A 14,912-nucleotide genomic window follows, 5' to 3' on the forward strand; every position below is an offset into this window, starting at 1 on the left:
GTCATAATTTATGTGATTCCCCAAAGCATAAATTACTTTTCATTACCTTATTGTGTACAAATATATTATGAGATAAGCCCATGCCTGTACAGGCATGGGCTTATCTTTATATGGCGTTTTAAAACGTCAATTTCTAATTGGGGAATTAATCTTCACCTCTTGCACAATAAATATTCTTCTGTACAAAAATAGAGTGTATAATAGGAATGTTGACTTGATAGGAAAAAGAGAGAAGCCTTATCAAGCAAAGGAAGATGGAGTGGAGAGTGTGTACTGAAAGTGAAATTGTCCAGCGGCAAAAATAAACATGTTTTTCGAATGCTTCTAGAAGAATATCTAGAATGAAAGTAGGAACATTATGGAAAAGAAAATGAGGTTTGGCATCAAATCCAAAATTATTATTGGATATTTAATTGTTATTGTCTGTTTATTTATTGCATTTATTGTTTTAAACAGTCAAATTTCATCTTTGCAAAAAGAGCGAAATTTTATCATTGATCATGATATTGAAGTCCATGATCTGACCAATCGAATTGAAAAGCACCTGCTTGATATGGAAACCGGACAAAGAGGCTATATTATTACAGGAGAAGCGAGTTACTTAGAACCTTATAACAGTGCAGCAACAAGTTGGGAAAAAGATTATAATGCGCTGTATCAGCTTCTAAATAATAATCCAAATCAGCAGGAGAAACTGGAGAAGATTAAAGGAAGTATTCAAGACTGGATTGAAGCTGCTGGTGAACCGACCATTGCATTAAAAAAAGAAAATAATACAAAAGAGCTTCAGCAATTTTTTGAGAAAGATCCTGGGCGCCAGTATATGGACGATATACGCAGCCAGTTTACTTCTTTTAGAAATGTAGAGAAAAAATCGACTGAAACAAGAGCAACAGAGTTAGACGAGAAAAATCAAAAAATTAAAATTGGACTTTACGGTTTGCTGTTATTCGTTACGCTTATTTCACTTGCTATCGCTATTGTGTTGTCTAATTCTATTGTGAATACGATTAAAGAAGTTACGCAAACGATCAAACGAATTACGGCTTCAAAAGGCGAGCTAAAAGGAAGAATTAAAGTTCGATCTAATGATGAAATTAAAGATTTAGGGCTAGCCACGAACGCGTTGTTAGAAAATATTGAAGAGCGAAACTGGCTTCAAACGAACATTGCTCATGCTGTAACGATGTACCAAGGCATAGCATCTGTAGACAAGCTTGCGGAAAAATTTCTCTTTACGGTTTCAGAAATGACACAAGCTTCTTTCGGAGCATTTTATGTTCGAGAGGAAAATGATAAAGGAAACTTATTCGTCAAACAAGCTGCTTTTGCAGATAGAAAAGGCGACGCGGGAAGAGAGAGCTTTTTGATAGGCGAAGGGCTCATTGGACAAGCTGCTTTAGAGAAAAGAACCTTTGTCATAAACGATGTACCTGACACGTACCAGCTCATTACTTCAGGATTAGGAGACGTAAAACCTAAGAGTATTTTTATTGTACCCGTCTTGTTTGAAGATGAAGTAATTGCTGTTATCGAGCTTGCATCGCTGCACGAGTTTACAGTTTTAGAGCAAGAACTTATTAGTCAAGTGATTGAAACGTTTGGTCTCACTATCAATGGCGTAATTAGACGTATGGAAATTGCTCGTCTATTAAAAGAATCTCAGGCGATGACAGAAGAGCTCCAAGCTCAGTCTGAAGAACTTCAAACACAATCAGAAGAACTGCAAATGCAGTCTGAAGAGCTGCGTATGATTAATGAACAGCTAGAAGAAAGAACAAAAGACGCAGAAGAAAAATCGTTTGAATTAGAGGCTGCAAAAGAAGATTTAGAAGAAAAAGCGCATCAGCTGGAGTTGAATTCTCAATATAAATCTGAATTTCTTGCTAATATGTCGCATGAGCTTCGAACACCACTTAACAGCATTCTTATTCTGTCTGAAATGCTTGAGGAAAACGCAGCTAAAACGCTATCTGAAGATGAAGAAGAATACGCTCGTATTATTCATTCTTCAGGAAAAGACTTGCTCGCGTTAATCAACGATATCTTGGATTTATCAAAAGTAGAGTCTGGAAAACTAGATATTTTACTAGCTGAGATGAATATGAGTGAGCTTCCAGATCAAATCGAACGTAATTTCAGCCACGTTGCTGAACAGAAAAACGTACAATTGAAAATTAATAAAGCACAAGATGTACCGGACATCATTCACACAGATGAAAAGAGATTCCAGCAAATTGTGAAAAATCTTTTATCAAATGCATTTAAATTTACAGAATCGGGATCTGTCACAGTATCCATTCAACGAGTAGCTGACCATCGTCTTACAACAGCTATGCGTACAGTTGATACGGATTGCTGGCTAGAAATAGCTGTAGCTGATACAGGGATTGGTATACCAAAAGAAAAGCATCAGCTTATCTTTGAAGCGTTTCAGCAGGCAGATGGAGCTACGGTCCGCAAGTACGGAGGAACGGGACTTGGCTTATCTATTTGCAGTGAGTTTGCAAAATTATTGGGCGGCTGGATTTCTCTAAGCAGTGAAGTAGGAAAAGGAAGTACGTTTACGCTATACCTTCCTAGCCTCTCTAATGGTCTTATTGACTATGAAAAAGTGAATTTTGCATATGAAGAAGTAGCGGTATCTGTAGAAGAAGCTGAACCTGAAGCAGAAATAACTGAAATTGATCATCCTGTACAACCAGTTGAATCTTCACTGCAAGATGGTGAAAATGTGTTTCAAGATAAGCGAGTGCTCATCGTAGATGATGACCAGCGCAACATCTTTGCCTTAAAAACTGCGCTAGCTAAACAAGGTATGACCATTATGACAGCTCATAACGGAATAGAGTGTCTTGAAATGATGGAAAATAGTGAACCATTTGATCTCATTTTAATGGATATTATGATGCCGCAAATGGATGGATATGAAGCCATGCAGAAAATTAGAGGAGAGCTAAAGCTCGTTGATTTGCCTATTATTGCATTAACCGCTAAAGCGATGAAAAACGATCGTGAAAAATGCTTGGAAGCTGGAGCTTCAGATTATATCAGTAAACCTTTAGATTTAAATCAGCTGTTCTCCGTTATGCGTGTATGGCTAGTAAATTAAGCGGGGTATGAAACATAAATGGATATGAAGCACCTAGATTTAAGTGAAGACTTAGTTATGAATAAAAAAACAGATTTAGAGATCGATTTACTGCTGACGGCTATTTATCGATTAACGGGATTCGATTTCAGACAGTACGCTAAATCTTCTATTTGTCGCCGAGTCTATAATCGAATGAAAATTGAACGTATTCCAACCGTGTCTCGATTGTTAGAAAAAGCGATTCACGAAGAAGAATTTATGAATCAGCTTTTAAATGATTTTTCAATAAATGTAACAGAGATGTTTCGCGATCCAAGCTTTTTTAAAGCATTTCGCACAAAAGTGATTCCGGTATTAAAGGATTATCCGGAAATTCGCATTTGGCACGCTGGCTGTGCAACGGGCGAAGAGGTATTTTCTATGGCGATTCTTTTAGAAGAAGAAGGGTTAATGGATAAAACGGTCATTTACGCAACCGATATGAACGAAGATGTATTAGAAAAAGCAAAACAAGGCGCCTTTTCTTTACGTAAAATGAAGTCATATACAAAAAATTATATTCAAGCCGGGGGAAAGAATGCCTTCTCGGAATATTATCAAACGGATCATCACTATGCATATTTTCATCCGTCGCTGTTAAAAAATATTATCTTTGCTCAGCATAATTTAGTCACGGATCAGTCATTTAATGAATTTCACGTCATCATTTGCCGAAACGTCCTTATTTATTTTACAGCTCAGCTGCAAAATCAAGTGTATAATTTATTTTCAGAAAGCCTGTGTGTAAAAGGGTTTCTTGGGCTTGGCGATAAAGAAACGCTTCGCTTTGCTGAGGGAGCAGCTTCTTATATTGAGTTTGCAGGGAACGAGCGCATCTATCAAAAGCAATAAAAAAAGACCTCATTTGTGAGGTCTTTTTTATTATGCTTGTGCTTGAATCATAAGCACGCACATGTCATCAGGCTGATTTAACTTTTGTTCTTCTGAGAAAATTTCATTCATAAATGCCTGCGGATTTGTCCATTTTTGTTCAGTAAGTTGTTGAAGACGAAGAGCAGATTCATTTTCGCAAGGGCCCATCGATTCAAGAGCTCCGTCTGTAAATAGCAAAATTTGCACATCGTTCTCAAAGCTGACAACAGATTTCTGAACGTCCATTTCTTCAAAAAACCCTACAGGGCAGCTTCCTCGTTGAAGAGGAACGAGCGTATGTTCATCCACTAACATATAACCTTCTGGGTGCCCGGCATTCACATATTCTACTGTCTTAGCTTCCGTATCAATCACTAAATAAATAGCAGTGAAATAGTAAGGAATTTCATCTTTTTCGCTGTGCAATAATTCCATGTAGCGATTCAACTCTGTAATAACCTGCTCAGGGTCTATGAGGGACTTGATAGCTTCTCTGAGCACAGACGAAATAAACATACAAACAAGCGAGGCAGAGATGCCGTGCCCCATCATATCAAAAAGAATAATACCGTACCGGTGCTCGTCAATTTTGTGCCAATAGTACATATCACCCGCTAATTTAAAAGAAGGATAATATGAAACTTCCATTTGAATATCTTTCTCTCGTAAAGGGGGGCTGAGTAAGTTTTGCTGTACGTGCGTAGCTAAATCTAACTCAGTTTGAATTTTCTTTTCATGTTCCGTGTGCCAGTCAATTTCTGCTTTAAGGCGTAAGGCTACCCGCATACGAGCCAGCAGTTCCACTTTATTAATCGGCTTTGTGACGTAATCTGTTCCGCCAGCGTCTAGAGCTTCTACTAATTTGCTGCTGTCTTCTAGGGCTGTGACAAAGATAATTGGAATATGTTTTAAGCGTTCTACCTGTTGAATTCGCCTGCAGGCTTCGATTCCATCAATTTCGGGCATCATAATATCAAGTAAAATCAAATCGACCGAATTCGTTTTTGAGTTCTCATCGTCCAGGTTAAGATAGTCAAAAAGCGCATGGGCAGACGTAAGAGACACACAGTTATCGTAGCCAGCGCCTTTTAGAATTTTTTCAATCACAAATAGATTGACTTGATTGTCATCTACGAGAAGAATGGTCATGCTTTATTTCCCCTTATTATGTTTGAAGACTATTGATTGAGTATGTAGTTTTCAAGCATTTTTTATACTTTTTCTGTTTTTCTATTTATCTATTATACAGAAAACACAGCGTTTAGGGTATTTTTTAAGATTATTCTTTTCTATTAAAAAAGTCACTTGTCCCCAGAAAAGGAGACAAGTGACTTTTTATAGCAACTTGTATAACGCAAATATCCCGAAAGTCAGTACCACCGCTCCCGAAATGCGATTTACCCAGATCAAGCTGTTATTCGTAAACTTCGACCGGGCAAGACTAATAGCAAAACTGAGCGAAAGCCACCAGCAGGCCGATCCTAAAAATACGCCTGCAACCATTGTCAGCGCAGAAGCAACATCAAATGCTGATTTACTAATGCCTACACCAGAAAACACGCCAATAAAAAATAAGATCGTCATTGGATTCGTAACCGTTAAAAAAAGAACGGATGTATACGAACGAAGCAACCCTTCTCCTTTAGCAGCAGCAGCGTGCTCTGCAGGTTGAGAACGAAAAGTTTGTACACCTAAATAGCATAAAAATAATCCCCCAATCAGCTGAAGCCAAATCTTTTGGGTTAATAAAAAGGTTGTAATGAACGTTAGGCCAAACGCAGCGATGCATCCATAAAGAGCATCTGCTGTAGCTGCTCCCAGCCCGGATACAAACCCGTGTAATCGCCCTTTAGATAACGTGCGATTGATGCATAAAATACCAATGGGACCGACGGGAGCAGCAACGGAAAAACCGATCACTAACCCCTTTAGAAAATAAAATAAGTTCATCTTTTACGTTGCTCCTATGAAGTTTTTCTTTAGTATAGTACAAAAGCAATTATGAATGAAGCTAATTTTGAGAAAGGTGTTAACGCATGTTTTTAGTCTGTTCGGGTACATCATAATGGTGTGATAGAAAACATTATTAGTGATTTTGTTTTAATCATTAAAAAGTTCAAAGACTAAATTATTTTACACAGAAAATTAAATGTAGTAAAATAATTCACTGTTACATATATAGAAAGATCTACCACTATAAAGTAGTCATTCGTAATGAGATGAAGAGAGGTTAGTCATCATGAGTAATCTGTTTGCAAAAAAAGATGTTAATAAGCTGTTAGAGGAAAATGCAGCAAAAGAATCAACTAAGACACTAGGGTTATTTGATGTTATTTTGATGGGAGTAGGAGCAACCATTGGGACAGGAGTTCTGGTTATAGCAGGACTAGTTGCCGCCAGGGATGCAGGGCCCTCGGTCTCCGTTTCATTTATTATTTCTGCAATAGCCTGTATTCTTGTTGCGTTGTGCTATGCAGAATTTGGTTCAGCTGTTCCAAGTTCAGGAGGCGCATATACATACATATATGTTTCATTAGGAAAATTTGTAGCGCATTTAATAGGGTGGTCCATTGTAGGATGCTATACGGTGTCTTTAGCGTCTGTAGCAGGCGGATGGTCTTCTTACGTAAATAATGTGCTTACTGAGTTTGGTATTAGACTTCCTGAATCGTTAACCGCCATACCGAGCGACGGAGGTATCATTAACTTTCCGGCAGTATTTATTGTCCTATGCATGTCGTTTTTATTAACACGAGGGGTAAAAGAAAGTAAAAAAATAAATAACTTAATGGTTTTAATCAAGATAGGTATTGTTCTTTTATTTGTAGCCGTCGGCGTCTTTTTTATTCATACAAATAACTGGCACCCATTTACTCCTTTTGGTGTGAAAGGAATCTTTGCAGGCGCAGCTTCCGTCTTTTTCGCTTATAACGGATTTGATGCCATTTCTACTTCGGCAGAAGAAGTGAAAAATCCGCAAAGAAACTTGCCGCTAGGTATTTTGATTGCACTGAGTGTTTGTGCAGTCATTTACGTAGTCATTGCATTAGTATTAACAGGGATGGTTTCTTATAAAGAGCTAAACGTGGGCGATGCGTTATCATATGCGCTCAATAGCGTTGGACAAGAATGGGCAGCGCTTATTGTATCTATAGGAGCAGTTATTGGTATAATGGCCGTCGTGTTTGCTTATTTGTTTGTTGTGCCTCGCGTACTGATGTCAATGAGTCATGATGGATTATTGCCCTCTCTTTTTTCAAAAGTAAACCGAAAGAACAGTGAGCCTGTTATATCCACATGGCTTGTCGGCGCATTAGGCGCGATCGTAGCTGGTTTTGTTGATTTAAAACAGCTGGCGGATTTAGCAAATATGCTAGCGATTGTTACGTTTGCTGCCGTTTCATTTTCAATTTTGGCTCTGCGAAAAACTCAGCCTAATTTAAAGCGCGGTTTCAAAGTACCTTTTGTGCCATTCATTCCGATTCTTGCTATTCTTTGCTGTATCTTTCTTATGTTTAACTTATCAATGGTAACGTGGATGTACTCAATCGGCTGGATGCTGATTGGCGTCTTTATTTACGTTGGATACGCCAGAAAGAACAAGAGCGTTTAACAAAAAGACTCTAAGCCAACGAGCTAGAGTCTTTTTTGTGTATATATTTCTTTTGAAAGGGATCTATGAACATAACGTAAAAATTAAAATTTTATTCGGGACATATGTCCTTTTTATTTTGGGAAGTGTTATTGTTTAATAAAAAGAAACCGTTATGATGGAGAGGAAAACATGAGGGAAATTACGAGTGAGAAACAACTGCTGGAGTATATAAATACTTATAAATTAGAGTCAGTTTTCAAGAAAGACTTACTACCGCATTTGTCACTGTATGATGTGGAGGCAGGAGAACGACTTTGTTCTCAAGGAGATGCGTCTCATTGTTTGTACATACTGGTGAAAGGCAAGGTTAAAGTTTATACCATATCGCCCGAAGGCAAGACGCTTGTTCTTTCCTTTAAACAGCCCCTTGAAGTGATAGGCGATATTGAGTATGTACAGGATGTTGATATTATGAATACGGTTGAAGCCGTTTCACCTTTAGTTGTAATTGGTATACCATACAAACGATTAAAACAGCATGCGAGCGATGATCCACAGCTGCTGACGTTTTTACTGGAAATGCTCACAAAAAAGTTTTGCGCAAAATCGAACTCGCTCAGCTTTAATTTAATGTACCCAGTTGAAGTGCGGCTGGCTAGCTACTTGCTCTCTATTTTTTGTGAAGAATCACATTTGGTTATGGATCAAAAAACAGAAAGCCTAAAAGATATAGCCAATTTAATCGGAACGACTTACCGGCATTTAAATCGTGTTCTTCAGAAATTTGTAGCGCAAGGAGTTATTGAAAAACAGAAAGGCTCTATTATTCTCAAAGATAAAGAAAAACTGAGCTGTCTAGCAAACGACAATATATACGAGTAGAAAAAGCAATAGATTAGTTGAAGGGGAGAGAGAAGAATGAAAACATACAGAACGCTTCTATTTGACATTGATAATACGCTTTTAGATTTTAACGCAGCCGAAGAGCAGGCTTTACAGCTTCTTTTTGCTAACCACAATATTCCGCTGACTGATGAAAGCAAAAAACGTTATAGTTTGATAAACCAGGGGTTATGGACAGCTTTTGAAGAAAATAAAATAAGCCGTGAGCAAGTTGTAAATACTCGCTTTTCTACTCTATGTAAAGAATATGGAATAGAGAAAGACGGAAAGCTGCTTGAAGCAGAGTACCGAACGTATTTGAACAATGGCCATCAGCTAATTGACGGAGCAATTGAGGTAATTAAAAAACTGAGCTGTCACTATGAATTATATGTTGTTACAAATGGCGTATCGGCTACTCAATATAAGCGCCTTCAGGACTCAGGTCTATATCCTTATTTTAAAGAAGTATTTGTTTCAGAAGATACGGGCTTTCAAAAACCTATGAGGGAATATTTTGATTATGTTTTTTCACGTATAAAAGAGCTGTCCGTACATGAAACATTAATTGTTGGAGATTCTTTGAGTGCAGACATTCAAGGCGGGCAGCTAGCCGGTATTGATACGTGCTGGTTTAATCCTCAGGAAAAAAAGAATGATACAAATTGGAATTCTACCTATGAAATTGGAAGGCTTCAAGAGCTTTATAACCTGCTGAATGTAAATAATGAAGTAGCTTCGGTACAAGTGTAAAAGTGTATAAACGTTAGAAAACGCAAAAAGCGCCAACCCTGTTCTTTAAATAAAACGGGTTGGCGCTTTTTCTATTTTATGGCTTTCACAGGCTTAAAATATGCTAGGGATATCGGTCTAGGTACAGTAATCAATACAAATTTAAACAGTTTTATCCCAAAAGCAATAGGGTATTTTACCAATATCCCAGATAAAGTAAGTAACTAGGAGGTCGTAAAAGATGATTAATGGAAAAAGTTTATCTCGTTCAGGAAAGAGTTCATATAGAAGAGAAACAGCGGTTGGAAAAACAGGAATGGTAGCCAGTGCTCATCCAATTGCAACAGACGCCGGAGAACAGGTGCTAAGAGCTGGCGGCAACGCAATTGATGCAGCAATTGCCGTTCAGTTTGGGCTCAACGTTGGAGAACCGATGATGACCGGTATTGGAGGCAGCGGCTTTTTTATGGTATACCACAATGAAAGCAAAACAACTAAAATTTTTGACGGGCATTCTCAGGCTCCTAAAGCAGCTTATCCTGAAATGTTTCTTGATGAAAATAAAGAAGTTATTCCGTTTAGAAAGCGTTCTACTCATGCAACGGCAATTGGAATTCCAGGGATTTTAAAGGCGATGGAAGCAGCTCGTAAAGAGTATGGAACAAAACCCCTTGCTGAACTAATTGAACCGGCTGCCAAAGCAGCAGAAGCGGGTGTGGAAACAAACTGGGTGCTTGGAGATATTTTAAAAACATATGCCTATCGACTAGGAGAACATGCTAAGCAGCTATATTCTCCAAACGGCAAGCCTATGCAAGAAGGAGATATGATTAATAAAAAAGATCTTGCTAAAACATTCCGCATTCTTCAAGAAAAAGGTATCGAGGCTTTTTATGAAGGTGAAATTGCAGAAGCCATTATTTCAACGATAAAAGAGCACGGCGGTTTTATGGAACTGTCAGATTTGAAAGAATACCAGATTAAGATTGATGAACCCGTGTGGGGAGATTATAAAGGCTACCGAATTGCTTCTTCCAACATGCCTAGTGCAGGAGGAGCTACGGTGCTGCAAATTTTAAAGCTATTAGAGAACTTCGATGTGTCTCAGTACGACGTGAAATCGTGGGAAAAGTATTATTTGTTTGCAGAAGCTATGCGCATTGCATTTTCAGATAAAATTGCATTCTCTGGAGATCCAGCCTACAGTGACATTCCATTAAAAGGGCTTTTAGATGACGAATATATAAAGGAACGTCAAAAATTAATTAATTGGAAGCATAAAAATGAGAAAGTTGATTTTGGCAACCCGTGGGATTATGAGAAAGGCCAAAAAGTGAACGTTGTGCGTCAGCCTTATGAACCTGAACGTGAGCTTAGTGAAACAACTCACTTCACGGTAGTTGACCGCTGGGGCAATATTGTCGCTTGTACATCAACTGTGGAACATCCTTTTGGTACAGGAATTATGGTTAAAGACCATGGATTTTTACTCAACAACGAGCTTACTGATTTTGATGCTATTCCTGGAGGGCTAAACCAAGCGGATGCAGGAAAGCGTCCGGTTAGCTGTAAAAGCCCAACCATCGTTTTTAAAGACAGTGAACCTGTACTCACTTTAGGGTCTCCGGGCGGACCAACCATTGTAGGCTCTGTGTTCCAAACGCTTATGAATGTCTTAGACTATGGAATGGATATAAAAGAAGCGATTGAAGAACCAAGAATTTTTAATAGTACAGGATCACTTATCGGTTGGGAAGCCGGAGTGGATATGAATGCCAAAGGAGAGCTAGAAGCCATGGGGTTTAATTTTGGAGATGAGCCATTCCCAATCGGAAATGTTCAAGGTATTCAAATTGATAAAGAAAACGGCCGTTTATTTGGAGCAGCTGATTCCAGCCGTGAAGGAAAAGCAACTGGCTTAGACTCTTAATATTAAAAAGATGCATCATACGCTCCCTCTTTTATAAGAAGGGATGGCGTATGATGCATTAAAAAAGATAAAAATATGTAGGTAAAAAGAAGGAATATTTTTTTTAGAAAACATACTTTAGACCTTTATTAGCATCATCCTAATCTCCAGAAAGGAAAAAAATAGAACGTTTTCATGTCCGAATAATAAAAAAGAGTACTGATTTTTCAAGATATTGATGAAAACAAAATGATTGGAAAGCATAAAAAAAAGGAATAGCGCTTTCAATGCTAGAAAGATAGAGTATTTAATCGTGTAAAGAGTATAAAACGCAACGGCTGGAAAACGTAGTTTGGAATGTAAAAAAAGTCGTACCCTTTTTTTGAAAAACGGTTACATAAAAAGTCTCTTGCACGTAAACTTTGGTCCTAGTTACAGCTCAATGAAAAAGATGAAAATGAGAAATAGCTACATTTGGCACGTTTGACTTTCGTCATTTATCCAAGTAATCTTTTGGTAGAACGGAACCGGTTCTGTTTTCGGATTTTTAATAGCTAATTGAATTAATAAATTTATATTCTTTACTAACCCAAAAGGAGAAAACATATGAAAATGAAACGAGTTGCTAAGCATACAACTGCTGCTACATTGGCTGCAGCCCTACTAGTAGGCGGGGGATACCAAACATTTGCTAAAGGAAACGACAGCAAAGACTTTAATAACAGCTACGGAATTTCGCATATTACTCGCGATAATATGGTGAAAATTCCACAGCAGCAAAACAGTGATCAGTTTAAAGTTCCTGCTTTTGACGAATCAACTATTAAAAACATTGCTTCTGCTAAGGGAAAAGATGCATCGGGAAATACAATTGACTTAGATGTATGGGACAGCTGGCCATTACAAAATGCTGACGGAACAGTGGCGACTTATCATGGATATCAAATTGTGTTTGCCCTAGCAGGTGATCCAAAAGATTCGAATGACACGTCTGTTTATCTTTTCTATAAAAAAGCTGGAGACAAATCGATTGACAGCTGGAAAAACGCTGGAAGAGTGTTTAAAGACAGCGATAAATTCGTTCCGAATGACCCGCACCTTAAAAATCAAACACAAGAATGGTCTGGTTCTGCCACATTAACGAAAGATGGTAAAGTTCGTTTATTCTACACGGATTATTCAGGTAAACAATACGGAAAACAAACGTTAACGACAGCTCAAGTGAACATGTCTCAGCCAAACGATAATACGTTAAAAGTTGACGGAGTAGAAGATTACAAGTCAATCTTTGATGGTGACGGAAAGATTTATCAAACGGTTCAGCAGTTTATTGATGAAGGCGGTTATGACACAGGGGATAACCATACGCTAAGAGATCCTCATTACATAGAAGACAATGGACATAAGTACCTTGTTTTCGAAGCTAACACTGGAACAGAAGATGGCTATCAAGGCGAAGACTCTCTATATAACAGAGCATACTACGGAGGAAACAATCCTTTCTTCCAATCTGAAAAGAAAAAGCTTCTTGAAGGATCTAATAAAGAAAAAGCTTCTTTAGCAAACGGGGCTTTGGGCATTATTGAGTTAAATGATGACTATACGCTCAAAAAAGTAATGAAGCCGCTTATCACATCAAATACAGTTACAGACGAAATTGAACGTGCAAACATTTTCAAAAAAGATGGAAAATGGTACTTGTTCACTGATTCTCGCGGATCTAAAATGACGATTGATGGAATCGGACAAGATGATGTGTATATGCTAGGCTATGTTTCAAATACGTTAACAGGAAAATATAAGCCTTTAAATGATACGGGATTAGTTCTTCATATGGATTTAGATCCTAATGATAAAACATTTACGTATTCTCACTTTGCCGTACCGCAAACAAAAGGTAATAATGTTGTTATTACAAGCTACATGACAAACAGAGGCTTTTATGAAGACAACCACTCTACATTTGCACCAAGCTTCTTAGTAAATATTGACGGTTCAAAAACATCTGTTGTAAAAGATAGCGTTCTTGAACAAGGTCAGTTAACAGTGGATGAAGACTAAGCCCTTTGCAATAGCAACAAAAGAAAATGGTGATTGTAATCACCATTTTCTTTTGTTTTATTCGATGTAGACAAAAAAGAGAAAGGCGGGGTTTGTTTGAAGAAAAAAGGTGCTTATAAATGGATAACGCTTGCCGTTCTTTTAGTTGTAATAGCCGGACTCATTATAGCGGGCGTATCCAAAAAAGAGGATACAAAAGATCGAGGAAAAGAAAAAGGAAATAAAAGTGAATCCACTTATCGCCCGGTGTATCATTTTAGCACGCCTGATAAATGGAAAAATGATCCTCAAAAGCCCATTTATTTTGACGGAGAGTATCATTACTATTACTTATACAATCATGATTACCCTAAAGGGAACGGGACGGAATGGCGACATGCAACGTCTAAAGATTTGGTTCATTGGAAAGATAAAGGAGTAGCTATTCCAAAGTATACAAATAAAAATGGCGATATATGGTCCGGATCCGTTGTAGAAGATAAAGAGAACACAGCAGGTTTTGGTAAAGGCGCAATTGTAGCGATTATGACCCAGCCTTCTGCTGATGGACAAAAGCAAGAACAGTATTTATGGTATAGCACCGATAGAGGAAAAACCTTTAAATCATATAGCAAAAATCCTATCATGCCTAATCCAGGCACCAAAGATTTTCGAGATCCCAAAGTCATATGGGATAATGAACATGATAAGTGGGTTCTCGTCATGTCAGAAGGTGAAAAAATCGGATTTTATGAATCTTCTAATCTAAAGGATTGGACGTATACGGGAGGATTTGTCACTAAAGATATTGGCATTACAGAATGTCCAGATCTTTTTCAAATGAAGGCGGATGACGGGACAGTTAAGTGGGTTCTCGGGACAAGTGCAAATGGAAAAGAAAGCGGAAAGCCAAACACCTATGCTTATTGGACAGGAAATTACGATGGAACAACATTCACTCCCGATATGGATGAGCCGCAATGGCTAGATCATGGTTTTGATTGGTACGGAGCAGTCACGTTTAAAGACGGTAAAAATGAGGATTCTTTAGAAAAACGCTACGCTTTTGCATGGATGAACAACTGGGATTATCCAGATAAGACACCAACGATGAAAGATGGGTTTAACGGATTCGATTCAGTAACCCGTGAAATTACGCTTTCAAAACAAGACGACGATCAGTACAGCCTGTTATCAAAGCCTGTCGAAGAATTAAATCAGCTAACTGATTCAACAAATTCTCTCAAGCAAGTAGAAGTAAACGGAGAGAAAAAGTTAAAGATAAAAGGTGAAGCTTATCAGCTTGATACAGATATTTCATGGTCAGATGCAGAAAATGTAGGCTTACGACTTCGAGAGTCGGCAGATCAAAAGCGGCACATTGATGTCGGGGTTTTTGCAAAAGATAACGTCTCATATGTGAATAGAAGCTATAGTAATCAGCCTGATCAGAGCAAAAAATATGTGGAAAGCCGCGATTACTTTGATGCAGGCAAGAAAAATGTTCATTTGAAGATATTGGTAGATAAAACAAGTATTGAAGTCTTTATTGATGATGGAAAAACCGTACATTCTAGCGAGGTGTTTCCTCGTCACAACGACCAAGGAATTACGCTTTTTTCCCAAGGAGGAACGTCTTTCTTTAAGAACATAGAAATCAAACATTTTCGTTCCAGTCAGTAAATTCCCTATTTTTAAAAAAGGGAGCAGAATATCACCTTATTATGGTTTAGGACTCGTTAAAAAGG

10 protein-coding genes are annotated in these 14,912 nt (G+C 38.0%); 8 read left to right on the forward strand and 2 right to left on the reverse strand.

What is annotated here, in order from left to right:
- The first annotated feature begins 358 nt into the window (after positions 1 to 358).
- On the forward strand, positions 359 to 3,112 hold the full coding sequence (locus tag MKX72_RS07900; protein WP_034266623.1) for a CHASE3 domain-containing protein: 2,754 nt from the start codon (positions 359 to 361) through the stop codon (positions 3,110 to 3,112).
- Between the two features lie 18 nt (positions 3,113 to 3,130).
- A complete protein-coding gene (locus MKX72_RS07905; RefSeq protein ID WP_028413962.1) occupies positions 3,131 to 3,985 on the forward strand; it encodes a CheR family methyltransferase in 855 nt (284 codons plus the stop codon).
- 30 nt (positions 3,986 to 4,015) lie between these two features.
- On the opposite strand, the gene MKX72_RS07910 is transcribed toward MKX72_RS07905, so the two are convergent.
- Together MKX72_RS07910 and MKX72_RS07915 are read right to left on the reverse strand one after the other, a co-directional pair.
- Positions 4,016 to 5,155, reverse strand: a complete 1,140-nt coding sequence (locus tag MKX72_RS07910) for a SpoIIE family protein phosphatase (protein ID WP_028413961.1) — start codon at positions 5,153 to 5,155, stop codon at positions 4,016 to 4,018.
- 186 nt (positions 5,156 to 5,341) lie between these two features.
- A complete protein-coding gene (locus MKX72_RS07915) occupies positions 5,342 to 5,956 on the reverse strand; it encodes a LysE family translocator (RefSeq protein ID WP_028413960.1) in 615 nt (204 codons plus the stop codon).
- A 289-nt stretch (positions 5,957 to 6,245) separates the two neighbouring features.
- Between MKX72_RS07915 and MKX72_RS07920 the strand changes: the two genes are divergently transcribed.
- The 6 genes from MKX72_RS07920 to MKX72_RS07945 all read left to right on the forward strand — a co-directional run bounded on the left by MKX72_RS07920 (position 6,246) and on the right by MKX72_RS07945 (position 14,847).
- Positions 6,246 to 7,619, forward strand: coding sequence for an amino acid permease (locus MKX72_RS07920; RefSeq protein ID WP_155008600.1), 1,374 nt, complete (start codon positions 6,246 to 6,248; stop codon positions 7,617 to 7,619).
- Between the two features lie 171 nt (positions 7,620 to 7,790).
- Positions 7,791 to 8,483: a Crp/Fnr family transcriptional regulator gene (locus MKX72_RS07925; RefSeq protein ID WP_033578495.1), complete on the forward strand. Its 693-nt coding sequence runs from the start codon at positions 7,791 to 7,793 to the stop codon at positions 8,481 to 8,483.
- 36 nt (positions 8,484 to 8,519) lie between these two features.
- Complete coding sequence (locus MKX72_RS07930; protein ID WP_155008599.1) at positions 8,520 to 9,236, forward strand: YjjG family noncanonical pyrimidine nucleotidase; 717 nt, start codon at positions 8,520 to 8,522, stop codon at positions 9,234 to 9,236.
- A gap of 220 nt (positions 9,237 to 9,456) precedes the next feature.
- Positions 9,457 to 11,145, forward strand: coding sequence for a gamma-glutamyltransferase (gene ggt / locus MKX72_RS07935; protein ID WP_155008598.1), 1,689 nt, complete (start codon positions 9,457 to 9,459; stop codon positions 11,143 to 11,145).
- 585 nt (positions 11,146 to 11,730) lie between these two features.
- Positions 11,731 to 13,185: a glycoside hydrolase family 68 protein gene (locus MKX72_RS07940; RefSeq protein ID WP_028413955.1), complete on the forward strand. Its 1,455-nt coding sequence runs from the start codon at positions 11,731 to 11,733 to the stop codon at positions 13,183 to 13,185.
- A 96-nt stretch (positions 13,186 to 13,281) separates the two neighbouring features.
- Complete coding sequence (locus MKX72_RS07945; RefSeq protein WP_155008597.1) at positions 13,282 to 14,847, forward strand: glycoside hydrolase family 32 protein; 1,566 nt, start codon at positions 13,282 to 13,284, stop codon at positions 14,845 to 14,847.
- Positions 14,848 to 14,912 lie beyond the last annotated feature (65 nt).

Origin of the sequence: Priestia sp. FSL R5-0597 (genome assembly GCF_038006305.1) — a bacterium.
Lineage (GTDB): Bacteria > Bacillota > Bacilli > Bacillales > Bacillaceae_H > Priestia > Priestia zanthoxyli.

Excerpts from the sequence above, each read along its gene's own strand:
- MKX72_RS07925 (WP_033578495.1), top strand. The coding sequence starts at position 7,791 with ATGAGGGAAATTACGAGTGAGAAACAACTGCTGGAGTATATAAATACT.
- MKX72_RS07900 (WP_034266623.1), top strand. The coding sequence starts at position 359 with ATGGAAAAGAAAATGAGGTTTGGCATCAAATCCAAAATTATTATTGGA.
- MKX72_RS07920 (WP_155008600.1), top strand. The coding sequence starts at position 6,246 with ATGAGTAATCTGTTTGCAAAAAAAGATGTTAATAAGCTGTTAGAGGAA.
- MKX72_RS07910 (WP_028413961.1), bottom strand. The coding sequence starts at position 5,155 with ATGACCATTCTTCTCGTAGATGACAATCAAGTCAATCTATTTGTGATT.
- MKX72_RS07940 (WP_028413955.1), top strand. The coding sequence starts at position 11,731 with ATGAAAATGAAACGAGTTGCTAAGCATACAACTGCTGCTACATTGGCT.
- MKX72_RS07915 (WP_028413960.1), bottom strand. The coding sequence starts at position 5,956 with ATGAACTTATTTTATTTTCTAAAGGGGTTAGTGATCGGTTTTTCCGTT.
- MKX72_RS07905 (WP_028413962.1), top strand. The coding sequence starts at position 3,131 with ATGGATATGAAGCACCTAGATTTAAGTGAAGACTTAGTTATGAATAAA.
- ggt (WP_155008598.1), top strand. The coding sequence starts at position 9,457 with ATGATTAATGGAAAAAGTTTATCTCGTTCAGGAAAGAGTTCATATAGA.
- MKX72_RS07930 (WP_155008599.1), top strand. The coding sequence starts at position 8,520 with ATGAAAACATACAGAACGCTTCTATTTGACATTGATAATACGCTTTTA.